This is a genomic window from Lactococcus sp. dk101 (assembly GCF_009601055.1).
Classification (GTDB): domain Bacteria; phylum Bacillota; class Bacilli; order Lactobacillales; family Streptococcaceae; genus Lactococcus.
Genome location: NZ_WITI01000002.1, coordinates 239974 through 264380, shown reverse-complemented (window position 1 = coordinate 264380; position 24407 = coordinate 239974). Strand labels below are relative to the sequence as shown.

Below are 24407 nucleotides of genomic sequence, written 5' to 3'. Positions count from 1 at the left end.
TACAATAAAGAAAAAGAAATGAAAGAAAGCGTGTAAAATGATAGCAAATTTGAGAGATTTAGGTGGCGTAACCACGACTGACAATAAAAAAATTAAACCTGATTTGATTTACAGAAGTGCAAATCTAAGCGATTTATCAGCAGATGATATTAAAGCACTTAAAAATCTGCAAATCAAGATCATCATTGATTTTAGAACGGCAGACGAAATTAGTCAAGCAGCCGATACTGATGTTTATGGAATTGATTATCTCAACATTGATATTTTCAAAAACAATAATGCTGTCTCGCCAAGTATGGAAAATCTAGCTCAATTTGGCTCTCAAGTTGAAGATTTCATGGCAAAAGTTTACGAAAGTTTTGTTTTAGATGAGGGCGCTTTGGCTGGTTATCGCGAGTATCTGAACCTTTTGCTCAACAGAGATGAAGCTGCTTTTATCTTCCATTGTACTTTTGGAAAAGACCGTACAGGTTGGGCTGCAGCATTGTTCTTGAAACTTTTAGGTGCCTCAGATGAAGTTATTTTCCGCGATTATTTGACAAGCAACATTGCCTTACGCGATTTCAACGAAAAACTAATCGAAGGCATTCAAAAACAATATCAGATGTCCGATGCAGACATCAACAAACTCAAACCTGCTTTTGAAGTGAATGAAGCTTTTCTTCAAGCTTCTTTTGACCAAATTGACCAACACTATGGCTCATTTGATTCCTTTGTGTCTGACGCTCTCCATTTTACAGCAGATGACATTGCCCAACTCAAAGCAATTTATGTCGAATAAAAAAGGCTTACGCCTTTTTTTGTTTACAGTAATTTCTTTGCTTTCAAATTTTGGGTTGAAGATGGATTTTCTGATTTGCCCCACTGCTCGACAATCCGTTGTGACCAACTGCTTCCGAGTCTTCTTGCACCCGCATAATCTTCTTGAACTTTGTCATAAGCTTTGATACTTGCTTCGTCTTGTTCTTGATATGTATTTGAGAAAACTACGTTTTCATAAGGCAGTCTTGGTTTGACTGGGTTGAGACGTGCAGGTTTTCCAAGGACAATTCCAAAAATGGGATAAGTAAAATCTGGTAGATTCAAGACAGCAGAAAGTTCTGCTGATTGGTCACGTATCAATCCGACCACAACACCGCCAAAGCCTAAAGACTCCGCAGCAAGCAATACATTTTCACCAGCAACAGCGGCATCAACACTTGAAATCAAGAGACTTTCTATGCCTGCAGGCTTAAAGTCACCGGCATTCATTTTGACTGCTTTTTCAGCCCGGTTCAAATCTCCAACAAAGACCAGAAAAGCGGAACAATTTTTAATTGATTTTTGAGCTTGTATCTCAAAAATTTTATCTTTTTGTTCCTGATCATCTACAACAATAATCGAGTACGACTGGAAGTTTTTCCAGTTGGACGCAGCTCGACCTGCATCAATCAACTCCCTAAGCGTTTCAGCTGGGATTTTTTCTTCTGTGAAATTTCTGACAGAAGTGTGAGCTTTCATTAAATCAATCATGTCATTCATGACGACGATTAACTCCTTCTAGACGGATTTCAGTCGCTAGATACTTGACACGTTCCATGACGCGTCTGGCAGGCCAAATTTCCTCAACATTTTTTGTTTCTGCTAAATGGTGCTCTAATTCTTTCATGGTCAAATTTGACGTAAAGAAGGTCGGACTATTGTTTTGCATTCTGTGCTGCAGGATGACTTGCAAAATGGAGTCACGCAACCATGAATTATTTAACTCAGCACCAATATCATCAAGCACTAAAACCTGTGCCTCTTTGATTTCTTTAAGCCACATCTTTGAATTATCAAAATCAAGTCCAGAAACAAAGGTTGGATAATGAATAACGCTTGTTGAAATATTTCTACGTGCCAATTCGTTAGCCATGGCAGCCATCAGATAAGATTTCCCAACGCCAAAATCACCATAGATATAAAGGCCTTTTTGGGTCGTTGGCGACTGGATAAATTGATTGATTGCTTCAATCAGTTGATATTGGCTTTGGTTTGTGATTTGGACATCTTCAGGATTATAAAGGTCAATTTTCTTCAGCTCTTTTGGTAAGCCAATGATAGAGACCCGTTTTAGAAGGCTGATTTCTGCTTGTTTTTTAGCTAATTCTTCCGTCGTTTGATAAGAAACATCGGCATAGCCTTGGTTCATAATCAAAGTTGGTTCATAGCTCGTATTTTCAGGATTTTGAACAAATTTTTCTTTCGCCTTCACAAATTCGTAAAACTTGGAAGAAGAACGCGTGATTTCATCAGATGTCATCTGATTTTCTGCGATAAAGGCTTGTATCTCTTCATTTTTCAGTGTTTCATTCATCAAGGATTCGAAATTTCCTTGACTTCCCATCCGACGATTAAGAATTTCCCCTATTGATTCCATTGTCATTCTCCTTCCTCATTTTCTGTTGCCATTCAGCGAATTTTGCCTGTGCTTCTGAGGAGGTCTGCTCCACATAATTTGCATTTGACCATTCGGGTGCTTTTTTTACCAGTTTGGGTTTGGCTGGATATGTTGTTTGCTTTTGTTTACTTCGTTTTTCGCGATTATTGAACCACTCTAACGCCGCTTGCGCCGTGTAAATATTGTTTTGCAAACATTCATTTGAGAGCTGATGAATAAAGGTCACATTCAAAACCGAATTTTTTCGCCCAACCAAGACATAATGCAAAAGGATATTTTGGACTTCGTCTGGCAGATTTTTTTTCGCCATTTCGTTCAAAATACGATATTCTGCTTGTGACGTTGTTCCCCCCGTATTTTTCCGCAACTGATTGAGATAATCAGTTGGCTGATGCGTTTTAGCATTGTTCAGTAAGGCTTGGACAGGTTTTGGCAAAGCTGTCAGCGCTGACGAAGGCTGCGTTTCAGCCAAAATGCGATTGGACAGTTGCATTTTATTGATTGTGCCATCTTGATTTTTGGTCTGAAGGGCTAGATTGAACAGTTCAAACCAATTTTTAGCAAATTTTTGCGCCAACTGGTAAATGGCAAGTTTGTCTTGCGTTTCATTTGAGAAGGTCAAATGTGCATCTTTCATGGCTAATTCAAATGCACCCATGTTGAAATCATCAGCTTGCAAGAGTTTTTCTGCTGCCTCTTTTTCATCTGTCTCTTCTACAGGTTCAATTCGATAAACCTCATAAAATTTACGCGAAATATTTTGACCTTCTGGTTTCTCAGCATTCTCAAATAATTTTTTGAAGGTTTTCTCCTCAACTTTTGAGCGTAAAAGTTGCTTCAACAAGTCGTCATTCATGAAGTCTTCAAAATTTTTCGGACTTTTGACTTGAAAATAAAAGGCATCATGATGGTCAAAGACACTGACCAAATCAAGGGCGCTTAATTTATCCAGCGCTTCTGAAAATTGATTGGGGCCAAAGTTAAGATATTCTAAGAAAAATGTAATTTTTCCACTGTCACTTAACCTCAAAAGCTGATACAAGGCAAAGGCATCTCGACCAATGATTGGCAAATAAAGTAAGGTAAAACTTTTTGAGTCAAAACTGACGCTGTCAGTACTGACAACTTTAAACTGATTTCCTGCTAACATTTTTCTCCTTTCGTTGAATATCAAAAACTAAAATATTTATTTTTTTGTAATGTTTTTAAGCAATGCTTCAAGTTCACTGACATCTTTGAAAGACCGATAAACACTGGCAAAACGAATGTAAGTAATGTCGTCCACATTTGCCAATTCTTCCATGACAAATTGACCAATCTTTTCTGATGGGATTTCATTGGTATCTTCTTGACGGATTTTTTGTTCAATATTTGAAACAATATTTTCAATCACTTCACTTGAAACAGGACGTTTATAGGCAGAACGAACGAGACCGTTAATAATTTTGTCCCGGTCATAAGGTTCACGTTTGTCATCTTTTTTGATGACTAAGAGCGGCATTTCTTCAATCCGCTCAAAAGTGGTAAAGCGAAATCCGCATGATTCGCAAACACGACGACGACGAATGGCTTCTTCAGCCTGTCTTGAATCGACGACTTTCGATTCTTCAGAATGACATTTAGGGCATTTCATTGGATTTCCTCCATTCTATCCTTTTAAGTGAAAATCAGTCTTTTGTACTGTTTTCCTCAGGTTCAGCAACAAATTGCGCTTCCAAGCGGTAAATGACTTGACCTTTGCTTGAGAATTTTTGTTCATACTCAGTCATGACATTTTGTGGAGCGAATGCTTCGTCAGCATGTAAATCAAGCCAGACTTGTTTTAATTTCATTCCATAATTGGTCATGGACACAAGAGAATATTCAAAAAGTGAGCGGTTGTCTGTTTTAAAATGAATTTCGCCATTTGGTTTCAAAATTTGTTCGTCTGTCGCAAGAAATGACTTGTAAGTCAAGCGACGTTTTTCGTGACGCGTTTTTGGCCATGGATCTGAGAAGTTCAAATAGACTTGATCAACTTCACCATCAGCGAAATATTCTGTCAGTGCTGACCCATTGACCAAAATCATTTGAATGTTTGGTAAGTCAGCCTCAATCGCCCGATCAAGCGCATAAGACAAGACAGAAAGTTGTAAATCAATCGCCACATAGTTAATCTCAGGGTGAAGTGCAGCCATTCCAACAATGAAGGCGCCCTTTCCGCTTCCGATTTCGATATGAATAGGGTTTTGATTGCCAAAACGTTCTGACCAGCGTCCTTTAAAATCAGCTGGATTTTCTACAACAAGATGCGTGTTAGCTTTCAAGTGCTCTGATGCACCTTTGCGATGTTTGACCCGCATGTACTCTCCTTTTTAATAAAACAAAAAAACATAAAACTGAAAAATGAGAAGGTCTCCCTTCTCTTTAATAATATCTTAAAATAATTTGCAGAAGTTTCTAAGCCCCTGTATTTCCTCATTGACTTGCTTCATTTTGCCTTTTGCTAGGTAATCAGAAATTTGTCTCAAATAAGATAATTTGCCGTACCAAGCCACTTTATTCATGACGTTTTCTTGAGGTTGATAGCCTGAATAAGTCAGCCATCTACTCCAATCAACCGGCCGAATATAATGTGACAAAATATAAGCCATATCGACCATTGGATCACTGAGAAAAACAGTGTCCCAATCAACCAAATAAACGCGTTCGGTCTCGTCATCCACCAACCAGTTGTTGTGATTGACGTCGCCATGAACGACTGTTATTTCGTCTTCGAGCAATGCAGGAATATTTTTTCTCATTTCCTGAGTCACACCCGTTAAGTAGATGCTGTTTTTAATGGCGGTTGAACCATTATAAACGGTATCGAGTAGATGTTCTGGAAAAACTGCAGTGCTTCCTAATTTTTTATAGGAATCAATCAGCTTTTTACTCTTATGTAAATGAGATAAGATTTGATTGATTTGTGTGTCACTCATTTCTTCAGGAGTTAGCGTATGACCGTTAATCCAAGGCTGTGCAGAAAGCATGTCCCCTTCTACCGTTCGTTTTGTCCAAAGTACACGAGGTGTGATGCCTTCGAGATAAATACTTGTCAGCATGGGGTTGGCATTTTTCTTGATGAATACTCTTGATTCATCGTTGCGTGCGGTATAAGCATTGCCTGAGCCACCTTTGACTGGAATCATATCCAAGTCCCAATTCGCCATCATAACGCTATCCTCCTTTCCATAATTATTTTTCATGAGTGATTAATACTGTTTAACTTCTAAAAAACATAGAAGTTAAAGTTTGCGTCTTACGCAAACCACTTCTTGCGCATAAAAGATTTGTCCGTTTGCTTAGTTGCTAAAGCAACAAGAGCAAAAGGCTAGCGCAAGGCAGTATATTTGCAGTTAATCTACTAAACGACTTAAAAGTCGTTTAGAGGTTAACTAGTATAAAAATCAGACTTCATTTAATTCCTTAGAAATGAATTAAAATTGTTGAAGTCAAAATGTCTGCATATTGGTATGATTCCGTCGTTTTTGGTCCACGTGCTGGAATGTTTTCAATAACAAAATGTGTTGCGTATGCTTCAATCAAGTTGACTTTATGACGGTTTTCACGTTTACGACCAAATTGTGATGTGATTTCGATGGTTTGACCAAGATGTGATTGCACTTGGTTTCTGATATCAACGATTTTTCCGACTTCTTGAGTTTGATTATCCATGTTTCCTCCGATGATTTGCTTCTACCACACTCAAAATAAAGGTGGCTTGCCTTTTTCCGATTTGTATAAAAAACGAAATGCAAAAAGCAAAATGTCTATTTAGACAATTATATTTATTATAACACGAAAAGCACTAAAAAATCTAGTATGGGTCTCCATATCGGACATCAATGTTGTCAAAACTGCTGTATTCCTTTACAAATGCAAGTTTCACGGTTCCACGACTTCCTGAACGGTTCTTTTCAATGATGACTTCAACTGAATTATCGGCTAATTCTTCGCCTTCTTCTTCGCCCTCACGCTCGTAATAATCATCACGATAAAGAAAGGCAACGATATCGGCATCTTGTTCAATAGACCCTGATTCACGAATGTCAGACAAGACAGGACGTTTGTCCTGTCTTTGCTCAACGCCACGGGACAATTGACTTAGGGCAATAACCGGAACGTGCAATTCTTTAGCCAAAATCTTCAACTGACGAGATATTTCAGAAACTTCTTGTTGACGATTTTCTCTACCTGTACCCGAAATCAATTGGAGATAGTCAATCAAAATCAAGCCTAGATTGCCCGTTTCTTGTGCTAATTTGCGTGATCTTGCACGAATTTCAGAAATCTTAATACCTGGCGTATCATCAATATAGATTTCTGCTTTTGACAAGGCACCTGTTGCGATGAACAAGGCATTCCATTCGTCATCGGTCAACTGACCTGTTCGAATGTGTTGAGACTCAATACGACCTTCTTTGGCAATCATACGATTGACCAGACTTTCAGCACCCATTTCAAGTGAGAAAATCGCAACAGCTTTATCTTGTTTTGTTCCAACATTTTGAGCGATGTTCAAGGCAAATGCCGTTTTCCCTACGGCAGGTCTGGCCGCAATGATAATCAATTCTTCATCATGTAGTCCAGTTGTCATACGGTCAAGCTCGATATAGCCTGTCGCAAGTCCTGTGACCACATTTTTTTCTTGAGAATGTTTTTCAATATCATCCAGTGATAAATTGATGACATCCGAAATCTTACGAAATCCAGTGGTATTGCGTCCTTGTTGGACATCAATCAAGCCCTTTTCAGCTTCCGCTAAAATGTCATCTGCTGGTGAATCCTGCCGATAAGCTTTTTCAACACTGGCTGTCATTTTATTAATCAACTGACGCAACAATGATTTTTCAGCGACGATTTTAGCATAATAAACCGCATTTGCAGAGGTTGGAGTACTATTTGCCAGTTCCGCAATATAAGCAATCCCGCCGATATTTTCAATCTCTCCCTGACTTTCCAAGGCAGCTCTGATGGTTAAAACATCAATGGCCTCGCGCAAATCAAATAACTTTTCCATTGTTTTGAAAATGATTTGATGAGATGTTTTATAAAAATCCTTTGCGCTGATAAATTCTTTGACTTCAACCAAACGGTCGCTATCCAAAAACATGGCACCTAAAACTGCTTGTTCTGCCGCAAGATCTTGAGGCGGAGCTTTAATCAAATCAATTTCTGGCATCTTATTTCTCGCCGATTCTAACTTTGATTGTTGCTGTCACATCGCGGTGCAATTTGATCGGAACATCTTTTGTTCCCAAGGCTTGCAATTTGTTGTTGAGTTGGATTTTACGTTTATCGATTTCAACATCGTATTGAACTTTGAGTGCTTTAGCAATGTCTGCCTTATCAACGGCTCCAAAAGTATGACCTGTTTGGCCAACCTTCATTCCGATTTCAACAATCACATCGTCTTTTTCAAGTTGTTCTTTCAAAACTTTTGCTGCTGCCAACTGTTCAGCTTCTTCTTTGATACGGGCTTTTTCTTGTCCTTCAACTTGTGAAACGGCAGCATTTGTTGCTTCTTTAGCTAAACTTTTCTTAAACAAGAAATTTTGTGCATATCCTGAAGGGACTTCTTTGATTTGGCCTTTTTTTCCTTGTCCTTTTACATCTTGTAAAAATACGACTTTCATTTTATTTTCTCCACTATCTATTTTTTAATTATTTGCTAAGCGTTCTTCGAGTAAGCGAATGAGATCGGCTTTAACTTCTGGAATGGTGCGTTCATAAATCTGCGTTGCAGCATTATTGAAATGTCCGCCACCGCCCATTTGTTCCATAATGGTTTGTACATTGAAACCGTTGCGAGAGCGCGCCGAAATCGAAATAAAACCATTGGTATGCATGGTCAAGGCAAACGAAGCAGTTACGCCTGCCATATCAAGCATGGTGTCCGCAGCTTTGGCTGTTGAAATATTATCATATTTCTGATTGTTAAGTCCCATTCCTAAAACAATGCCTGGGAAAATCATTTCAGAGTTAATCACAATTTCATTCACAATTTTATATTTATCAAAATCTGTTGCCATAATTACTTTAATCAAGTCATTATCTGCCCCACGAGAGCGCAGATAAGCTGCAGCTTCAAAGGTTCTTGCTGTCGTTGCCTTGGTAAAGTTTTTCGTATCCATTTCGATACCAGCAAGTGCGATACTTGCTTCAATCGTTGACATACGGCGACGATTGTTGTCATGGAATTGGAGGATTTCTACTGTCAATTCACTCGCTGAGCTGGCACTTGACTCAATATAAGACAAGAGGGCTTGTTCTGGGAAATCATCATCACGACGGTGATGGTCAATGACAACCACTTTTTCAAAGGATTTATAAAAGTCAAAATCTAGTGTTTGACTTGGCTTTGAGTGGTCAACCATAATCAACAATGAATTTGGTTTTTTCAAGCGTTGCGCCGTTTCAAGTTTGACGATATGTGTATAACCGTCTGCACTTTCATTCATTTTTTCAATGGCACGTTCCACATCAGATAAAAGCTGCTTTTCATCATAGACGACAAAGGCTTCTTTTCCTGTCATATTGGCAAAAACTTTCATGGCAATGGCAGCGCCCAAAGCGTCCATGTCGGTAAACCGATGGCCAACAATAAAGATGTCTTCAGCTTCAGTAACAATAGTACGAAGCGCCGTTGAAATTGCTCTTGCACGCGTTCTACTTTTTTGCGTCCGACTTTCTGAATTGCCCCCAAAATAAACGGGACGTGCTTGAGCAGAATTTTCACGCAAGACCACTTGGTCGCCCCCACGGACTTGAGCCAATTCAAGATTATTCATGGCTACTTTTCCGATATTTGGAAAATCTTCCCAACCATAAGAAACACCAATGGATAAGGTCAATGGAATTTCTTTTTCCGTTGATTTGGTTCTAAAATCTTTGAGTACTTCAAATTTATCTTTAATCAGTTGGTCTAAAATACGATAGTCGCAGAAAAAGAAATAACGACTGCTCGAAATACGACGCAGATAAAAAGCATACTTGGCAGAAAATTCTTCTAAGAAGCTTGCGATAAAGTTGTTGATGACGGTGCGTTCACTGTCTGAAATCAAATCTGTCGCATCATCGTAATTGTCAACATAAATAGCACCAATTACGGCACGACTGTCATTGAAATCTGTACGGAATGCAACTTCTTTTGTGGCATCAATCAAGTAAATCAAGTGTTTTTCTTCATCAACATTGACCACGTATTTTTGATTGCCAATGGTCACATAGAGATCTTCAAGTTTCTTTTTCAAAATCAGCTTGATGTCAGAGCGATCAATGACTTTTTCAATGCCCTTATAAATCATGTCAATATAAGGATTGAACCATTCTGGCTCAAGTGTTTGTTCATTATATCTGATGACACCAATGGGCATATTGTCGAGCGTGGCATTCAATGAATTCTCAGCATCATCGTTGATTTTACGAATAAAATCATGCCTTCTTAATTCATAATTTTTCGATTGAAAAATCAAAAGAAATGTCATAATTACATTAAGCACAAAAAGATAGGCAAGTGCGATATATCTAGAACCTGAGAAAATGACGAATAAAGTTTCAAGAATTTGAACACATATCATGATAATGATAATGGTTCTTGATGAAAAACGTTTTATAAAATTCATATCATACTCCTATATTTAATCTATTTTACCATAGGACGAGACAAACTTAAAGGCTAAGACCATATTTTTTACTGTCTTTTATTCACTTTTAAGCTGGGCTAAAACCGCAGTCAAATTGGGCATTCTTTTGTCAGCTCTGACCTGATTCATGCCAAAACGTTCGTCAGCAATGGCATATACTGTTGCACCTGCGTCTTTTCCTGCCGCAATGCCATTTTGTGAGTCTTCGATAATCAAAGCTTCTTCTGGTAACAAATCAAAGCCCTTGATTGCTGCCTTATATATGGCTGGATTTGGTTTTGAAGCTGCAAAATTCCGACCCGAATAAAGTGCTGAAAAGTACTGAGCCAAATCATGCTTTTCGATACAGGTTTCAATGTCCTGCATACTAGAACTTGATGCGATAGCCATCTTGATGTGATTGGCTTTCAAATAGGCAAGCAAAGGTTTGACATCAGGAAATAAGAGCTCTTCATAAGGCAATGGCGTTGCATGTTTCTTAATTTCGTAGGCTTTTTGAAGGGCCATGGCTTTATCTTCTTCGTAGTCGTCAAGCAATATTTCAGGCCACATTTCTTTTAGATTTCGGCCAATAAAATCAGCATTCTTCAGATGTGAAATCGAAATCCCCTGCCCACCAAAAAAGGCTTCTCTTTGTTTCATGTAATAATGTTCTGTATCAACAAGGACACCGTCCATATCAAATATGACTGCTTTAAAATTTTTCATGTCTCTATTATACCAAAATACGACCATATTGGGGCGTCGTACTTTTATCAAAAAAACTATTCTTTTTTTAAATTTTTCAAAAGGAATAAATTGATTTCGAACCCTCATTTTTCTCAGCTCCCCTGTTGTCTTTAATTGTAATTTTTCTGAAAAATGGCTATAATAATTGAGTAGCATTTATTATATTGAATATAAGGAAAAATCATGAAAGTTGTAAAATTTGGAGGTTCTTCACTTGCTTCCGCTGAACAAATCGAAAAAGTTTATCATATTGTAAAAAGCGATCCGGACCGCAAAATCGTTGTCGTTTCTGCACCAGGAAAACGGACAAAAGAAGACACAAAAGTAACTGATGCTTTGATTGCCTATTACAATGCTTATAAAAATAAGGACGATTTAAAGTTGCATCAAGACTGGATAATCGAGCGTTACCAGTCCATCTTTAACAGTTTAGGAATGAGTGGTTCTGTCATTACTGACATCAAGCGTAACATCTTAAATTTGGCCACTTTAGACCTTAAAAACCGTTTTACTTATGATACATTTTTGGCAGCGGGCGAAAATAATAATGCGCTTCTCATTGCTGAATATTTTAAAGAACAGGGCTTAAATTGCCGTTATGTTCATCCAGCAGATGCTGGAATTATTGTTTCTGACATTCCTTCAAATGCACGTTTGCTGAGTTCTTCTTATGCCAAAATTAACTATTTGGGTGCTTTAGATGAAATTTTAGTGGTTCCAGGCTTTTTTGGAGTTACTGAAAAGGGCGACGTATGTACATTTTCACGTGGTGGTTCTGACATTACGGGTTCTATTTTGGCGGCAGGTGTCAGAGCTGACGGTTATGAAAATTTCACCGATGTGGACGGCATTTTTGCGGCACACCCTGGCATTATCAAAAACCCGCACTCAATCACCGAGCTGACTTACCGCGAAATGCGTGAACTGGCTTATTCTGGCTTCTCTGTCCTCCATGACGAAGCTTTAGTTCCTGCTTACCGTGCCAATGTTCCTTTGGTCATTAAGAACACGAACAATCCAGACCACCCCGGCACACGCATTGTTCCCAAACGTGAAACAAAAGGTGCGCCTGTTGTTGGGATTGCTTCGAGTTCTGGTTTTGCATCAATTTATATCAATAAATATCTGATGAATCGCGAAGTTGGTTTCGGACGTCGTGTATTATCTGGTCTTGAAGATTTGGACATTCGTTTTGAACATATGCCTACTGGAATTGATGACATGTCGGTCATTGTGCGAGAAAAATATCTGAACAAGCAGGTTGAAAAAATCCTTGTTGAAAAATTGACCGAGTCTTTACACCCTGACGAACTCTATGTGGAGCATGATTTTTCAATCATTATGATGGTTGGCGAGGACATGAAAGAACACGCTGGTGTTGCTGCTCGTGCCGCTCGCGCGCTTGCAGTTCACGGCATTAGCATTGCCATGATTTCACAAGGTTCAAGTGAAGTGTCACTCATGTTTATCCTCAAATCAAAAGATGAAAAAGAAGCCTTACGTGCCATTTATGACGAATTTTTCTATGAAATTTAAACAAAAAAATCCTTTTGAGGATTTTTTTATTTTTCACAAATTTTTGCGCCACTAGAATCAACTTCGAGCAATAAGAGCTGTCCCGCATGTGTTTTTTGATATGCTTGTAGCGCTGTTTCAAATGCTGGCAAATCGCTTGCTGAAATCCAAGTCATGATGGTTGAGCCAGCCCCTGACAAATAAGTTGCATAAGCTTGATGAACCTGTCCGAGCTGACGAATTTCTGCCAGTTCTGGTACCAAGGCTGACCGATAATTTTCATGAAAACGGTCGGTTTCCATCATCTGCCCTGCTTTTTTTAATTGCCCTTGTGCCAAACTTGCCACCAAAACGTTTGCTTTCGATGAAGCAAGCGCAGCTTGGCTACGGCTGTAATAGTCTGGCAAAACAGAACGTGCTGTCCGAGTTGACAAGGAATAATCTGGTACGAAAGCTAACAACTTACAGTCCGGCACCGGCAGGCTGATAAAATGACAACTGCCTGAAGTTTCATCGTAAGACGCGACTTGAAGTCCACCGAGCAAAGCTGGAACCACGTTATCTGGATGCCCTTCGATTTGACAGGCAAAATCGACTTGTTCTGCCATCGATAGCTCACGTCCTGAAATCGCCAGCGCTAATTTTATTCCTGCCACGATTGCTGAGGAACTTGAACCAAGGCCATGCTCTAGCGGAATTTGGCTGGTCATTTTCAGATGATGTGGTGGCAATTCGGGAATGAGTTTGAGGGCCGTTTCTATGATGAGATTGGACTGATCGGTTGGCAGATTTTTGAAGGCATGGTCAATTTGCCATTTGTCAGCAGCTTCTAAAATCTCAACTTCCAGATAAGCGCTGACCGCAAGGCCGATTGAGTCAAAACCACAGCCGAGATTGGCTGATGTGGCTGGCACAATTATTTTTTTCAACATAAAATATCCTCGATTGTTGCTTTGAGTTGCGTGATGTCCGCAATTCGCGTTTGCGTGATTGGGCGTTCTGTCAGTCCTGACAAGGCTTTTGGTTGACCTGCAAGCGATAATTTTTCACCCGTTGCTTGCTCAACAGTTTTCGCAAATTTATAAGGCGACGCAGTTGCCAAAATGACCGTATGTCCTGACAAATCAAGTTTTTGACTTGCTTCATAAGCAATGGCCGAGTGAGGATCAAGCAGGTAATTTTCCATCTTAGCTACATTTGCAATCGCCATTTCTGTCTCTTGATCATCACATTTTTCAGTCGCAAAAGTTTCGCGTAAAGCCTCAAAAACAGCTTGAGGAAGTGTGTATTTTCCACTCGTTGCAAGTTCTTCTTGCGTCGCTTTGGCGAGCGCACTTCCGCCCAAATGATAAATCAAACGCTCAAAATTGGAAGAGACTAAAATATCCATTGAGGGACTGTTGGTCACATAAAATTCACGTTTGCGGTCATAAGTTCCATTTGTCAAGACATCATATAAAACCGAATTTTTATTGGTTGCACAAATCAGCTTTCCGACTGGAAGCCCCATTTGTTTGGCATAATAACCTGCTAAAATGTCTCCAAAATTTCCTGTTGGGACAGAAAAATTAACCTTTTCTCCAACTTTGATCTTGTCAACACTGACAAGTTGACTGTATGCCCAGAAATAATAAACGATTTGTGGTAATAAGCGTCCAAAATTGATTGAATTGGCAGAGCTGAAAAATGAGCTTGCACTAAATTGTGCTGCAAAATCGTGATCTTGCAGAATTCCCTTGACTGCTCGTTGTGCGTCATCAAAATTTCCTCGGACTGCTACGGCATGAACATTTGGTGCGGATTGCGTGGTCATCTGTAGGCGTTGCATCGGGCTAATACCGACTTCAGGATAAAAGACGATGACTTCGGTCTGTGCGACATTTGAAAAGCCTGACATGGCAGCAGAACCTGTATCTCCTGAGGTGGCCGTTAAAATGACTGCTTTTCGCTCTTCCTTGACTTGCTTGAGTGAAGCCGTCAAAAGATAAGGGAGCAGCTGCAATGCCACATCTTTAAAAGCTGCAGACTTGCCGTGGAACAGCTCTAAGACCGTTTGATTTTCTGTCAGCGCTGACAACTTGACTGGCAAAGCCGCTTGATAGGCCGCATGGATTAGACCTGCTAAATCTTCATATTCAGGTAAATACTTGGATAAGATAAGTAGGGCTGTTTTCTCATAATCAAGCCCCAAAAATTCGTCAGTACTGACAGTTGGAAATTGACAAGGGACGTATAGACCACCGTCTTCTGCCAATCCCTTTACGATTGCTTGGGCCGCTGACACTCTGATTTTGTCATTTCTTGTGGATGTAAATTTCATTTTTTCCTCATTAAATCTTTATAATTTTAGTCTAGCACACGTAAAACGCTATCGATTGATGTAACTTCTGCTAGCAAAAGCAAGGCGTCAAGCGCGTCATCAAGTTGTGTGCGGTTGATTTCATTGATGATGAAAATCATGGACGCTTGCATTTCTTCACTTTCTTGGCTGATTGACTCGATGGAAATGCCAAATTGTCCAAAAATGGTTGTGATTTTTCCCAGCGTTCCTGCCTTATTGAGTCCTGTCAAACGAAGATAATATCGATTGAAGCCCTCGCCAATGTACGTCAACTGACTGGCCGAAACCTTATTGATATAACTGTCAAAAGCCGCATTTTTTTCAATGGCATTGGCAATCTCAATCATATCGCCCATGACTGCACTCGCAGTTGGAAGTCCGCCAGCTCCTTTTCCGTAAAAAAGCAAATCCCCAACAGCATTACCGCGAATGTGAATGGCATTAAATTCATTGGCCACCGCTGCCAACATGTGCCAACTGGCAACCAAAGTGGGCTGGACACTTGCCTGAAGCTGTTGGCCCACTTTTTTGGTGGTTGCCAGCAGTTTTATTTTGTAGCCCAATTTTTCCGCTTGGATCGTGTCAAGTGAGGACAAGTTGGAAATACCTGTGGTCGGAATGGCGTCAACACTGACCAATTCAGAAAAAGCCAGCGCCATCAAAATCGCCAATTTGTTGGCCGAGTCAATCCCTTCGACATCAGCAGTCGGATCCGTTTCCGCAAAGCCTTTTTCCTGAGCACGCGCAAGTGCTGCTTGATAAGATTGCTGCTGCTCGACCATCTGGGTCAAAATATAATTGGTTGTGCCGTTGACAATACCTGACACTTCTTCAATCTGATTGGAATTCAAAGGGGCTTGCAAGGCGTCCAAAACAGGAATTCCACCAGCAACTGAGGCCTCAAAGCGTAGCATGACCTTATTTTGACGGGAGGTCTCGATAAAGGCAGCATAATTTGCGGCAACTGCCGCTTTATTAGCTGTTACGACGTGTTTTTTTGCACGCAATGCCGCCAAAATATAGCTGCTGGCAGGTTCAATCCCGCCGATTAACTCAATCACTAGCTCAATTTGAGGGTCATTCAAGATGTCATTAAAATCAGTCGTCAAAAGACGCTTACTCACAGGATAAGACTTGCTCAAATCTCTGACCAAAACCTTGGTCAGTTCCAGTTCTAGTCCCGTTTTTTCAGCGATTTCTGCCGTATTCATTTGTAATAATTCATAGGTCGCTCGGCCAACCGTGCCAAAGCCTAGCAAAGCAATTTTTATTTTTTTCATGTTCATATTTTACCATATTTTTTCTAAACTCTCTAAAATATTCTGTCTATTCGTCATCTAAAATAAAACCATCGCATTACCGATGATTTTATATCTTTTATTTGTATAAAATAAGCGTCCGAACAAGACTATCCAGCCCCTGTGAATATCCAGAGACAAGCTTGACATCAATGATTTCATAACCTTGATTTTGCAAATCTGAAAGAATAAGATTGATTTTTTCATTGTACTCGGGGTCAAACTGACCAATCGTCTTGACAAATCGGGTTGCAATCAAAGTAAACCAATAAGCATGAACCTGTCCGTTTTTTAATTCAAATGTCATGATTTCTCTCCTCCTTTGATTTTCTATATCTGACAATGGTTTGAATACAGTAGAATGCGAAAGATATTCCAAAAATAACAAGGAGATAAGACTTCACGTTAATCAGGAAACCAACGATCAAAATTACACCACTCACGATTGGAGAAATCAAATCCGTTTCAGAACTTATCTTTTTGTCCTCTTTTTTATTTTTCGCGTTCATTTTTCTCTCTCCTATAAGCAAGGATAGCTTGAATACCGTTCACCAAAAATAGCAGCCCTGCCCCAATCAGAAAATAAAATGATGAGCCACCTAGAATATTAGAGACAAAAGTGATACTCCATAAGATTGTAAGAGATAAAGCTCCTTTAAAACTCAACTGTTTACGTTCTTTTTTATTATCTTTCATTCTTTTTCCACATCAGATAAAGTTTCAGATTGATAAGAAATGACAGGCTACTCAATATGAGTACGAGAACTTGACTCGAAATAATCAGCCAGTTGTGTTCTGAAAAGAACAGTCCACAAGCAGCGGATAGAAAAAGCACTGTTGAAACCGCCATTGAAATCTGGCTTTCATGTCTTTTTTTCTTATTCATGCGCTATTTTTTCGCTCTTATTGCCTGAAAAATGGTTGAGCAAATCTGGGACATCGATGCCCATGGTGCCAAGTACGTCAAGGCCTTGTTTGAGGCTTTCTTGTGACATGCCCAAAATCTTTGACGAACCGTCGCCACCGTAGATGTTGATGGAGTCAACGGCTTTGAGATTTTCAGATACTGAAGCCACGACTTTTGGAAGCACCTCAAGTGCCATGTTGAGTTTTGCTGCGTCATTCATTTTTTGCATGGCTTCGGCTTTTTTCTCGATTGCTTCGGCTTCTGCAAGTCCTTTCAGGCGAATGGCTTCGGCTTCGGCTTTCCCTGTTGCTTCGATAGCAGCAGCTTCTGCCAATGCTTTGACTTCACGTTCACGCGCATCAGCTTCGGCTTTGGCAATTTGTGCGGCTTTTGCGGCCTCTGCTGCTTTAACAACATTGGCTTCATTTTCCTGTGCTTTACGCAAAACTTCTTGCGTTTCAAGATCTGTTTCACGCTGTTTCTTGATGATTTCGACTTGCATCTCAGCTTCTGTCGTTTGCTTTTTAGAAATGGCTTCTTGAATGGCATAAGCTTGGTCAGCCGCAGCTTTGGCTTGGTCGGCTTTTGCTTTTGCGTCCGCTGTGGCAATGGCCTGTTCTTGTTCATAAGCTGCCAAATTGATGGCTTTTTCTTTTTGCGCATTGGCGACTTGAGTGGCAGCTTCAGCTTCGGCTTTCTGGGCGTCTTGGTCAGCAACTGCCTTTTGAATACGTGTTTCCTTGTCCGCATTGGCAACCGCAATCGCTGCTTCTTTTTGAACACGAGCGACTTCTTTAGCACCTAAAGCTTTGATATAATTTTGTTCGTCACGGATGTCATTGATGACAAACGAAACGATAGAAAGTCCCATTTTTGACAAATCTGTTCCCGCTTGCTCTTGGACTTCAACTGAGAACTTATTGCGGTCTTCTATCAGCTCTGACACCGTCATTGTACCGACAATGGCACGCAAATGACCACGCAAGACTTGGTCAGCCATGCCGTCACGTTGTTCGTCTTTCTTGCCCAAAAATTGTTCAGCCGCTGTTGCAATATCTTGCAAAGTAGAGCCCACTTTAATCATCGCTGTAGCTTCGACAGTAACTGGAATTTTGTCTTTCGACAATACTTTTTCCGTTTTGATGTCAATGGCTGCTGACTGCAAGCTCAAAAACCGAGCATTCTGAAAAATAGGCAAGACGAAAGTTCCTGACCCACGTACCACTTTTAGTTTATTGCCTTGAGAGTCTTTATTGACCCCTTTAGCCCCTAACGCCGATCCGTAAACAATCAAAGCAGCTTGAGGCCCTGATTTTTTGTAATTTGCCGCAACAATGCCAAAAAGAACCAGCACGACAACAACGACTAAAGCAATGACAATTTCTACTAAACTAAACATTTGTTTCTCCTTTTATGTCTGAACGCGAGTGCGTTCAATATTTTATTATTTGTACGTAATGCTACAATAGACCACCAGTTTATTGGCATAGGACATTTTGCAAGAAATGATTTCATAGTCCTTAGATTGTAGCTTCTCTAAAACTTGATTGACCTGATCATTTTGTGCTTGGCTATAGATTGCGTCAAGTTCTGCAAATTTGGCACTCTCAACCCGAAAGGTCAAACAATGCAACTGGCCATTTTTTATTTTTAATTCATCGTTCAGATGATCCAAAAAATCATCAAATTTTTTATTCGGATTTATTCTCATCTTGCATCCTCTACTTTCTGTCAGCACTGACAATTAAAACTGTAACTCCTGATATGGAATAACGTAAGCCACGCCGTCCTTGGTCTCAACAATCAAGACAGACGCGCCTTTCTCTAGTCGCTCAACACCTGCTTGATTGGGTGTAAAGATACGAGCGGGCATGCTTTTTCGTGACTCCACAGCAAAGGTCGTCATTACTTCACCGGTTGCGCTCAAAGAGCTGATTGCCGTTGTCAGCGTTCCTGTCAACAAGTCTTTTTCATCAGCATTGTACTTTTTGTCTGTCATTTTATTAAAGATGGCCATGCCAGGAATTAAAATCAAAGTTCCCAAAATGACGATGACCAGTAAAATGCCAGCCCCCAAAATTAACAGTTTAATCATGTCCTGCTCCTTTTTCCTCACTCAAATATAATAAATCAAATTCTCGACGCAATCGCTTGCCACTCAAAGCTCGAAAGTTATCATCGTCAAGCTTGACCAAGTATGCTCCAACAGGAGCTGCACCACCTGCTTCTTGTGGAAACAAGAGAATGTTGGGATTGGTTGCCAGCCAATCAATAAGTTGCCTATCAAAAGCTTGCTTTACCCAACTTTCTTGAGGCGGGTCATGAGAAATCTTCCAAATTTCTACCGTTTGATTTTTCCCTTGTGCTTTCATTGAATGCTCCTTTTGGAAAGGTTTTTTCTCTTTAGTATGATTATAAGCCCGTTTTTTCAAATTCCTCAAAATTTCTCAAATCTGGGAAATTTTTTTTTTTTTTGAGAATGGTCGTGTATTTAACCATGATGCGTCGGTATTTTTCAGCCAAAATCGCATCACCCAAATAATCAAAAATACCAATGACCTTCTTCATTTCCTCAAGTGCTTGCGTGTCTTTCGTCTGAGCATAGTTGACGAGGGCTTGCGTAAATTTGAATAAACAACGGGTAAATTCATCGGTGGATTGTAAAAAGGCTTGCGCGTAAGCCAAAAAACTTTGGGCATCACTCGCACGTTCCCGCTCAAGCATGACCAAACACGTGGCAGCCATCGTTCTGACAATCCGAATTCGATATTCTCGATTGTCCTCAAAATAAGTCACGTTCTTGAAGAAATCAATCCAGATGGAACGAATCAGATTAAAACTCAGTTGGCCAACCGTATAATTAAAAACAAACAGCTCCAAATTTGTCCAGACGTCAACGCCAAACAAAAAATCCGCAACTTCTTGAATTTCATTCTCATCAAGTGCTTCGTAACAGGCTTTGGTCGCCAATGCTAGCATTCGGAAGTCGTCATAAGGAATTGATTCTTCGTAGATTTTTCTCAAAAGTGTCCAGTCCTCCGTCAAAAAGGCCGTGTCCACCCGCTTGTAAAGTTCTCCAAAATAATCCGCTTCGCCTTTATCCAAAAGATAAGTGTACTCATAAAGTGGAATGTGCATCATTTGCAAAGCACTTTCGACTTGAGCAAAATCAAGCATGACCTTGCCTTCCTCAAATTTTTTCAACGTCCATTGCGACAAGTCAATATTCTCAAAACTTTCACGCTCAAATTCGCGCTGTTCTCGGAGCAACTGAAAAACTTCCCCGTAACGTCTGTAAACGGGGATATTATCTGCTAAAAATAAAAAAGTAAAGATGGACAAATGCATGATACTTAACACTTCTTCCAACTTATCCGTTGATAAACTGGCTTCGCCCAGTTCAAAACGACTCAAACTTGCTCTACTGATGACCTTTTTAAAATCATCAAGGCTCAAGTTTTGTTCTTCACGAATGGCACGAAAAGCTTGTCCATATCTCGAATTGATTATTTTCTTTTGGCTCATGAAACGTGTTCATTTTCTATTTTGTTGCGACATCTTGGTTATAAATCCGGATGAGGCGTCTGAGATTACTTAAGGGTTCAGGTGTTTCCATGCCATTTTCTCGGGTATATCTGACAATGGCTTTTAAAATACCCTTTTCTAAGCCATATGCATCTGCTTTTTCAGCATACAAACGGGCGTCCTCAAAGATTTCAAGCATGTTTTCTGACCAGTTGTCCGCTTCTTCTGTCAGTAAATAATCCGTATAAATAATAATGGCTGAATAATTTTTCATTTCACTTTTCCCTTTTTAAAATTCCAACGACTTTATTAGAAAGTCTCAATTTAATATTCTATTGATTACAGTTTACACTAATCACTTCTTTATTTCAAGCTTGATTTAAGTTTTGCAACAAAAAAATAGACAGAACACAAGGTTTTGTCTATTTTTCACAATTTTATTTCATTTTGCGCTCAGCCACGCGAATTTGGCGGTCAAGTTCTTTTTTTATCTTGCCTTCTGGTGCAAAATTAGCTTCCCAATCCGAAGGTTTTAAAACCTTATGGGTTTCAGGGTCAAAATGCGGGTGTCCATCAGGAAAAATCTTGCCCATATTTGCTTCGTGCACTGCATTAAAGATTTCATAAGGGTCAACGCCTGCTAAAACAAAGCTACCATATGTAAAATAAAGTAAATCCACTAATGCATCAACTTCTGCTGTGAGCATATCCGTATTTTTAGCTGGTTTTGACTCAATTTTTGTGACTGCCTTATCAATACTTTGGTGCATTTGGTCAACCAGACCTTTAAATTTATCGTCATTGCCATCAGCTGCGGCATACAGAAATTCCACGATTTCTTCAACTTTGAAACCTGCTCTAAAACCAGCTTCCATAGGTGGAAAGGCGCGCGGCATTTGTTGTGTTTTGCCGTCCATCAACTTGTGGAAAGCTTTGGCCTTGTTGAAATTGTCGTCTTTTGAAAGAAAATCTTTCCCCGAAACGAATTCGACCAAACCATAATAATCCAATGCTTTGGCAATCCCATCTGAATTATTGGAATCCGTCACATAGTCGGCTTCTTTCTTGACTACTGCTTGTGCATTTCCCATGGCAATCCCCAAGCCAACACCGTTTATCATACTCAAATCATTTTCAGAGTCGCCAAAACAGATGACTTGTTCCAAGTTAAAATCAAACTTTTCGCCTAATAAGCCAATTCCTTTGAGTTTTCCCGCATCTTTTGGAATTAAGTCCACCGAATAAGGATTTGAACGTGTCAGTTGAAGTTCAGGAAATTCCTTTTCAAATTTTGGTGTATCGGCTTTCGGCGCAATCATCATCATCTGATAAACCGGGTCTTTAAGGATTTCAGTAAAATCTGCTTGTGGGAAAAAACGTCTAAAGACGTGTTTCATGCTTGTTTTTGCCACGTCTGATGTTCCTTTTGGAAGAACCTTTGCGAGAACCCCTGCGGTTCTTGTCTCTCCAAATTTCAGCAAGCCTGAGCCATTGACCCCTTTTGCAGTCCCAATAGAAATGTCACGATGATGTTCCAATGCATAGGTTACAATCTTTCGAATGACTGCTTCATCAATCGGATTTTCATAAATGACTTCTTTTGGAGTAAAAATATATTGCCCATTAAAAGTTACGGCGAAATCCAATTTTAAATCTTCTAGTAAAGGATAAACAAAAGCTGGCCCGCGCCCCGTCGCGATACCGACTAAAATTCCTTTTCTTTTTAAGCCCTCAATCGCCTTTTTTGTCGAATTGGCGACACCTCTGGTTCCTGTAAATAATGTTCCGTCTAAATCAAAAAATACTGCCTTAATATCCATTACAATCTCTTCTATTTTGTGTATTGATTTCTGTTCTTTACCATATTATACTCTAATCTTCTTTTGATTTCATGAATTCATTCGCTTTTCATCGCCACTATTTTTGATATAATGGAAGTTGGGTATTTTTTATTTTATAAATTGCCGAAATTTTTGATGCAAGGTTTATGCCTTGCTTTTTGAGACTCCTTTGCATTTTGCATTGGCTCTAAATTTATTTATAAGGAACTAATTACGATGAAAAAAATTTTAATTCTTCATACGGGTGGAACCATTTCTATGGCGGAAGATGAAAGCGGCCATGTTTCACCCAATGCGGTCAATCCCTTGACACAGCTTGTCCTGCCATCAACCAAAATAGAGATTGTTTCAGAAGACATCTTCAATTTGCCAAGTCCTCATATCACGCTCGAGCATATGTTGACACTTAAAAATCGCATTACGACTGCTTTTGGCGAAGGCTTTGACGGCATTGTCATCACTCACGGAACAGACACGCTTGAAGAGACTGCCTTTTTCCTCGACTCAACCATTAAACGTGGCAAACCAATCATTATTACGGGTGCCATGCGTTCTAGTAATGAGCTAGGAACTGACGGCATTTACAATCTGCAAACTGCCATTCGTGTGGCTGCTGACGACGACTCACATGACCGTGGCGTCCTCGTTGTCATGAATGACGAAATTCATTCTGCTCGTTATGTCACTAAAACCCATACGACCAATGTTTCAACCTTTCAGACACCTACACACGGGCCACTTGGTTTATTGACCAAAAATAAGATTTTTTACTTCCATCGCGACAGTGAAAATCAACACTTGGACATTCATTCTGTCAGTGGGAAAGTTCCGATTGTCAAATGCTATGCAGGTATGAATGGCGAAATCTTTGATTTATTAGATGTAACAACGCTTGATGGTCTTGTTTTAGAAGCTTTGGGTGCAGGAAATATTCCGCCTGCTGCAAGTCATTCACTAAAACGTATCATCGAGGCGCAAGTACCGATTGTTCTTGTCTCTCGCTGCTTCAACGGAATTGCTGAGCCTGTTTATGATTATGATGGCGGTGGCTCTCAGCTCCACCAAGCTGGCGTCATGTTTGCACCTGAAGTAAATTCCCAAAAAGCACGTATCAAACTCGTCATTGGTTTGAATGCGGGCGTCCAAGATTTGCCTCATTTTATGGAAAATTAAAAACCTGTCAGTTCTGACAGATTTTTTTTATTTCAAATTATCTTGAAGTTGTTGCCAAATTTGTTCATTTTCTTCTAGTGAGAATGAGTTGGCACCGCTTGCCAAGGGGTGTCCACCACCGTCATGCAATTTTGCAATTTCATTGATTGGACGTGTTTTAGAACGCATACGAACGCGGTAATGCCCATCTTTTTGCTCTACGAAAATGGCCCAAGACTCGATGGTTCGAATGTTCCCTGGAACGCCGACAATCTTAGATGTTTCGGCATCTGTCAAGTCAAATTGATTGAGCAAAGCTTGTGTCAACACAATGCGGGCAGCGCCATTGTCAGAGACTTGCAGATTTTCATAAATGTAGCCCTGCAAACGTGCCACTTTCATGTCAAATGACGACATTTCACGGCCCAAGGCTGAGCGATCAAAATCGTAAGCAGCGAGTTTTGAGGCAATGTACAAGGTTTTTGCAGATGTAGCAGGATAAAGGAAACGCCCCGTATCGCCTACAATACCTGCATAAAGCAAGCGTGCTGCTTCGTCAGTAATGACAAGCTCATTTTGAAGGGCAAAGTCAGCAATAATTTCTGATGCAGAACTTCTGAAATCTTCTACCAAAAGCAAATCGCCATAAGCGTCATCATTTGGATGATGGTCAATTTTAATCAAACAATCGGCCGTTTGCCAGCGCTCATCGTCAATACGTGGACGATTTGCTGTATCGCAAACAATACTTAAATGTTTTTCATTTTCAGCTAATGTAACCTGATCCATTTGCGTCAAAAAAGTCAAAGTTGGTTCATCAAAGCCAACGGCATATATTTTTTTGTCAGGGAAATTCGCACGTAAAATGGCACGGAGTCCTGCTTGTGAACCAAGCGCATCTGGGTCTGGATTTTTATGACGATGAATTAAAATCGTATCATAAGCTTTAATTTTTTCTAAAATCTGATTCATTTTCAAGTCTTTCTTTATTTGTCTTATTTTTATTATATCAA

General features: G+C 39.9%; 29 protein-coding genes. 3 read left to right on the top strand and 26 right to left on the bottom strand.

What is annotated here, in order from left to right; genetic code table 11:
• Window positions 1–37 precede the first annotated feature (37 nt).
• On the top strand, window positions 38–781 hold the full coding sequence (locus GHI45_RS03130; RefSeq protein WP_147779037.1) for a tyrosine-protein phosphatase: 744 nt from the start codon (window positions 38–40) through the stop codon (window positions 779–781).
• 23 nt (window positions 782–804) lie between these two features.
• Here GHI45_RS03130 and GHI45_RS03125 read toward each other — a convergent pair whose 3' ends face one another.
• The 11 genes from GHI45_RS03125 to GHI45_RS03075 all read right to left on the bottom strand — a co-directional run bounded on the left by GHI45_RS03125 (window position 805) and on the right by GHI45_RS03075 (window position 10794).
• A complete protein-coding gene (locus GHI45_RS03125) occupies window positions 805–1521 on the bottom strand; it encodes an NADPH-dependent oxidoreductase (protein WP_147779036.1) in 717 nt (238 codons plus the stop codon).
• Window positions 1514–2398: a primosomal protein DnaI gene (gene dnaI, locus GHI45_RS03120; RefSeq protein WP_147779035.1), complete on the bottom strand. Its 885-nt coding sequence runs from the start codon at window positions 2396–2398 to the stop codon at window positions 1514–1516. Before dnaI ends, GHI45_RS03125 begins: the two co-directional genes overlap by 8 nt.
• The gene (locus tag GHI45_RS03115) at window positions 2373–3569 is read right to left on the bottom strand and encodes a DnaD domain protein (RefSeq protein WP_147779034.1); all 1197 of its coding nucleotides are present in this window, start codon (window positions 3567–3569) and stop codon (window positions 2373–2375) included. The genes dnaI and GHI45_RS03115 overlap by 26 nt, the downstream gene beginning before the upstream one ends.
• A gap of 36 nt (window positions 3570–3605) precedes the next feature.
• The gene (gene nrdR / locus GHI45_RS03110; protein WP_147779033.1) at window positions 3606–4052 is read right to left on the bottom strand and encodes a transcriptional regulator NrdR; all 447 of its coding nucleotides are present in this window, start codon (window positions 4050–4052) and stop codon (window positions 3606–3608) included.
• Window positions 4053–4086: 34 nt separating this feature from the next.
• Window positions 4087–4761, bottom strand: coding sequence for a tRNA (guanosine(46)-N7)-methyltransferase TrmB (gene trmB / locus GHI45_RS03105; protein WP_147779032.1), 675 nt, complete (start codon window positions 4759–4761; stop codon window positions 4087–4089).
• A 75-nt stretch (window positions 4762–4836) separates the two neighbouring features.
• Complete coding sequence (locus GHI45_RS03100) at window positions 4837–5610, bottom strand: phosphotransferase family protein (RefSeq protein WP_187230048.1); 774 nt, start codon at window positions 5608–5610, stop codon at window positions 4837–4839.
• Window positions 5611–5866: 256 nt separating this feature from the next.
• Entirely contained in the window at window positions 5867–6115 is a 249-nt protein-coding gene (locus tag GHI45_RS03095) for a Veg family protein (protein ID WP_147779030.1), read from the bottom strand.
• Window positions 6116–6257: 142 nt separating this feature from the next.
• Window positions 6258–7622, bottom strand: a complete 1365-nt coding sequence (gene dnaB, locus GHI45_RS03090; RefSeq protein WP_147779029.1) for a replicative DNA helicase — start codon at window positions 7620–7622, stop codon at window positions 6258–6260.
• A 1-nt stretch (window position 7623) separates the two neighbouring features.
• Window positions 7624–8076, bottom strand: a complete 453-nt coding sequence (rplI, locus tag GHI45_RS03085) for a 50S ribosomal protein L9 (RefSeq protein ID WP_147779028.1) — start codon at window positions 8074–8076, stop codon at window positions 7624–7626.
• Window positions 8077–8100: 24 nt separating this feature from the next.
• Window positions 8101–10065: a DHH family phosphoesterase gene (locus tag GHI45_RS03080; RefSeq protein ID WP_147779027.1), complete on the bottom strand. Its 1965-nt coding sequence runs from the start codon at window positions 10063–10065 to the stop codon at window positions 8101–8103.
• Window positions 10066–10143: 78 nt separating this feature from the next.
• Window positions 10144–10794, bottom strand: a complete 651-nt coding sequence (locus GHI45_RS03075; RefSeq protein ID WP_147779026.1) for an HAD family phosphatase — start codon at window positions 10792–10794, stop codon at window positions 10144–10146.
• 204 nt (window positions 10795–10998) lie between these two features.
• Here GHI45_RS03075 and GHI45_RS03070 point away from each other — a divergent pair, with 204 nt between their 5' ends.
• Window positions 10999–12351: an aspartate kinase gene (locus GHI45_RS03070; RefSeq protein WP_147779025.1), complete on the top strand. Its 1353-nt coding sequence runs from the start codon at window positions 10999–11001 to the stop codon at window positions 12349–12351.
• Between the two features lie 26 nt (window positions 12352–12377).
• Here GHI45_RS03070 and thrB read toward each other — a convergent pair whose 3' ends face one another.
• The 14 genes from thrB to GHI45_RS03000 form a co-directional block, all read right to left on the bottom strand.
• Window positions 12378–13262 (bottom strand): homoserine kinase, encoded by an 885-nt coding sequence (gene thrB / locus GHI45_RS03065; protein WP_147779024.1) that lies wholly within the window; start codon window positions 13260–13262, stop codon window positions 12378–12380.
• Window positions 13256–14650: a threonine synthase gene (thrC, locus tag GHI45_RS03060; protein ID WP_147779023.1), complete on the bottom strand. Its 1395-nt coding sequence runs from the start codon at window positions 14648–14650 to the stop codon at window positions 13256–13258. The genes thrB and thrC overlap by 7 nt, the downstream gene beginning before the upstream one ends.
• Window positions 14651–14676: 26 nt before the next feature.
• Complete coding sequence (locus tag GHI45_RS03055; RefSeq protein ID WP_147779022.1) at window positions 14677–15951, bottom strand: homoserine dehydrogenase; 1275 nt, start codon at window positions 15949–15951, stop codon at window positions 14677–14679.
• A gap of 97 nt (window positions 15952–16048) precedes the next feature.
• Window positions 16049–16276 carry a hypothetical protein gene (locus GHI45_RS03050; RefSeq protein WP_147779021.1) on the bottom strand — a complete coding sequence of 76 codons (228 nt, stop codon included), beginning with the start codon at window positions 16274–16276 and terminating at the stop codon, window positions 16049–16051.
• Window positions 16266–16478: a hypothetical protein gene (locus GHI45_RS03045; RefSeq protein ID WP_147779020.1), complete on the bottom strand. Its 213-nt coding sequence runs from the start codon at window positions 16476–16478 to the stop codon at window positions 16266–16268. Before GHI45_RS03045 ends, GHI45_RS03050 begins: the two co-directional genes overlap by 11 nt.
• Window positions 16462–16665, bottom strand: a complete 204-nt coding sequence (locus GHI45_RS03040; RefSeq protein ID WP_147779019.1) for a hypothetical protein — start codon at window positions 16663–16665, stop codon at window positions 16462–16464. Before GHI45_RS03040 ends, GHI45_RS03045 begins: the two co-directional genes overlap by 17 nt.
• Entirely contained in the window at window positions 16655–16855 is a 201-nt protein-coding gene (locus GHI45_RS03035) for a hypothetical protein (RefSeq protein ID WP_147779018.1), read from the bottom strand. Before GHI45_RS03035 ends, GHI45_RS03040 begins: the two co-directional genes overlap by 11 nt.
• Window positions 16848–18275, bottom strand: coding sequence for a flotillin family protein (locus GHI45_RS03030; protein WP_147779017.1), 1428 nt, complete (start codon window positions 18273–18275; stop codon window positions 16848–16850). Before GHI45_RS03030 ends, GHI45_RS03035 begins: the two co-directional genes overlap by 8 nt.
• A 45-nt stretch (window positions 18276–18320) precedes the next feature.
• Window positions 18321–18587 (bottom strand): hypothetical protein, encoded by a 267-nt coding sequence (locus GHI45_RS03025; protein ID WP_147779016.1) that lies wholly within the window; start codon window positions 18585–18587, stop codon window positions 18321–18323.
• Window positions 18588–18620: 33 nt separating this feature from the next.
• Entirely contained in the window at window positions 18621–18971 is a 351-nt protein-coding gene (locus tag GHI45_RS03020) for a hypothetical protein (RefSeq protein ID WP_147779015.1), read from the bottom strand.
• Complete coding sequence (locus GHI45_RS03015) at window positions 18964–19248, bottom strand: hypothetical protein (RefSeq protein WP_147779014.1); 285 nt, start codon at window positions 19246–19248, stop codon at window positions 18964–18966. Before GHI45_RS03015 ends, GHI45_RS03020 begins: the two co-directional genes overlap by 8 nt.
• 40 nt (window positions 19249–19288) lie before the next feature.
• The gene (locus tag GHI45_RS03010; RefSeq protein ID WP_147779013.1) at window positions 19289–20401 is read right to left on the bottom strand and encodes an Rgg/GadR/MutR family transcriptional regulator; all 1113 of its coding nucleotides are present in this window, start codon (window positions 20399–20401) and stop codon (window positions 19289–19291) included.
• 16 nt (window positions 20402–20417) lie between these two features.
• Window positions 20418–20675 (bottom strand): hypothetical protein, encoded by a 258-nt coding sequence (locus GHI45_RS03005; RefSeq protein WP_147779012.1) that lies wholly within the window; start codon window positions 20673–20675, stop codon window positions 20418–20420.
• Window positions 20676–20838: 163 nt separating this feature from the next.
• The gene (locus tag GHI45_RS03000; protein WP_147779011.1) at window positions 20839–22221 is read right to left on the bottom strand and encodes a Cof-type HAD-IIB family hydrolase; all 1383 of its coding nucleotides are present in this window, start codon (window positions 22219–22221) and stop codon (window positions 20839–20841) included.
• A 237-nt stretch (window positions 22222–22458) separates the two neighbouring features.
• Here GHI45_RS03000 and GHI45_RS02995 point away from each other — a divergent pair, with 237 nt between their 5' ends.
• A complete protein-coding gene (locus GHI45_RS02995; RefSeq protein WP_147779010.1) occupies window positions 22459–23415 on the top strand; it encodes an asparaginase in 957 nt (318 codons plus the stop codon).
• A gap of 27 nt (window positions 23416–23442) precedes the next feature.
• Here GHI45_RS02995 and GHI45_RS02990 read toward each other — a convergent pair whose 3' ends face one another.
• Window positions 23443–24366 (bottom strand): bifunctional oligoribonuclease/PAP phosphatase NrnA, encoded by a 924-nt coding sequence (locus tag GHI45_RS02990; protein ID WP_147779009.1) that lies wholly within the window; start codon window positions 24364–24366, stop codon window positions 23443–23445.
• Window positions 24367–24407 lie beyond the last annotated feature (41 nt).

Excerpts from the sequence above, each read along its gene's own strand:
- GHI45_RS03045 (WP_147779020.1), bottom strand. The coding sequence starts at position 16,478 with ATGAACGCGAAAAATAAAAAAGAGGACAAAAAGATAAGTTCTGAAACG.
- GHI45_RS02995 (WP_147779010.1), top strand. The coding sequence starts at position 22,459 with ATGAAAAAAATTTTAATTCTTCATACGGGTGGAACCATTTCTATGGCG.
- GHI45_RS03005 (WP_147779012.1), bottom strand. The coding sequence starts at position 20,675 with ATGAAAAATTATTCAGCCATTATTATTTATACGGATTATTTACTGACA.
- trmB (WP_147779032.1), bottom strand. The coding sequence starts at position 4,761 with ATGCGGGTCAAACATCGCAAAGGTGCATCAGAGCACTTGAAAGCTAAC.
- GHI45_RS03030 (WP_147779017.1), bottom strand. The coding sequence starts at position 18,275 with ATGTTTAGTTTAGTAGAAATTGTCATTGCTTTAGTCGTTGTTGTCGTG.
- GHI45_RS03130 (WP_147779037.1), top strand. The coding sequence starts at position 38 with ATGATAGCAAATTTGAGAGATTTAGGTGGCGTAACCACGACTGACAAT.
- GHI45_RS03115 (WP_147779034.1), bottom strand. The coding sequence starts at position 3,569 with ATGTTAGCAGGAAATCAGTTTAAAGTTGTCAGTACTGACAGCGTCAGT.
- GHI45_RS03080 (WP_147779027.1), bottom strand. The coding sequence starts at position 10,065 with ATGAATTTTATAAAACGTTTTTCATCAAGAACCATTATCATTATCATG.
- GHI45_RS03025 (WP_147779016.1), bottom strand. The coding sequence starts at position 18,587 with ATGAGAATAAATCCGAATAAAAAATTTGATGATTTTTTGGATCATCTG.
- GHI45_RS03125 (WP_147779036.1), bottom strand. The coding sequence starts at position 1,521 with ATGAATGACATGATTGATTTAATGAAAGCTCACACTTCTGTCAGAAAT.
- thrC (WP_147779023.1), bottom strand. The coding sequence starts at position 14,650 with ATGAAATTTACATCCACAAGAAATGACAAAATCAGAGTGTCAGCGGCC.
- GHI45_RS03095 (WP_147779030.1), bottom strand. The coding sequence starts at position 6,115 with ATGGATAATCAAACTCAAGAAGTCGGAAAAATCGTTGATATCAGAAAC.
- dnaB (WP_147779029.1), bottom strand. The coding sequence starts at position 7,622 with ATGCCAGAAATTGATTTGATTAAAGCTCCGCCTCAAGATCTTGCGGCA.
- GHI45_RS03075 (WP_147779026.1), bottom strand. The coding sequence starts at position 10,794 with ATGAAAAATTTTAAAGCAGTCATATTTGATATGGACGGTGTCCTTGTT.
- GHI45_RS03040 (WP_147779019.1), bottom strand. The coding sequence starts at position 16,665 with ATGAAAGATAATAAAAAAGAACGTAAACAGTTGAGTTTTAAAGGAGCT.
- dnaI (WP_147779035.1), bottom strand. The coding sequence starts at position 2,398 with ATGGAATCAATAGGGGAAATTCTTAATCGTCGGATGGGAAGTCAAGGA.
- GHI45_RS03050 (WP_147779021.1), bottom strand. The coding sequence starts at position 16,276 with ATGACATTTGAATTAAAAAACGGACAGGTTCATGCTTATTGGTTTACT.
- nrdR (WP_147779033.1), bottom strand. The coding sequence starts at position 4,052 with ATGAAATGCCCTAAATGTCATTCTGAAGAATCGAAAGTCGTCGATTCA.
- GHI45_RS03015 (WP_147779014.1), bottom strand. The coding sequence starts at position 19,248 with ATGAAAGCACAAGGGAAAAATCAAACGGTAGAAATTTGGAAGATTTCT.
- rplI (WP_147779028.1), bottom strand. The coding sequence starts at position 8,076 with ATGAAAGTCGTATTTTTACAAGATGTAAAAGGACAAGGAAAAAAAGGC.
- GHI45_RS02990 (WP_147779009.1), bottom strand. The coding sequence starts at position 24,366 with ATGAATCAGATTTTAGAAAAAATTAAAGCTTATGATACGATTTTAATT.
- GHI45_RS03010 (WP_147779013.1), bottom strand. The coding sequence starts at position 20,401 with ATGAGCCAAAAGAAAATAATCAATTCGAGATATGGACAAGCTTTTCGT.
- thrB (WP_147779024.1), bottom strand. The coding sequence starts at position 13,262 with ATGTTGAAAAAAATAATTGTGCCAGCCACATCAGCCAATCTCGGCTGT.
- GHI45_RS03035 (WP_147779018.1), bottom strand. The coding sequence starts at position 16,855 with ATGAATAAGAAAAAAAGACATGAAAGCCAGATTTCAATGGCGGTTTCA.
- GHI45_RS03020 (WP_147779015.1), bottom strand. The coding sequence starts at position 18,971 with ATGATTAAACTGTTAATTTTGGGGGCTGGCATTTTACTGGTCATCGTC.
- GHI45_RS03055 (WP_147779022.1), bottom strand. The coding sequence starts at position 15,951 with ATGAAAAAAATAAAAATTGCTTTGCTAGGCTTTGGCACGGTTGGCCGA.
- GHI45_RS03070 (WP_147779025.1), top strand. The coding sequence starts at position 10,999 with ATGAAAGTTGTAAAATTTGGAGGTTCTTCACTTGCTTCCGCTGAACAA.
- GHI45_RS03100 (WP_187230048.1), bottom strand. The coding sequence starts at position 5,610 with ATGGCGAATTGGGACTTGGATATGATTCCAGTCAAAGGTGGCTCAGGC.
- GHI45_RS03000 (WP_147779011.1), bottom strand. The coding sequence starts at position 22,221 with ATGGATATTAAGGCAGTATTTTTTGATTTAGACGGAACATTATTTACA.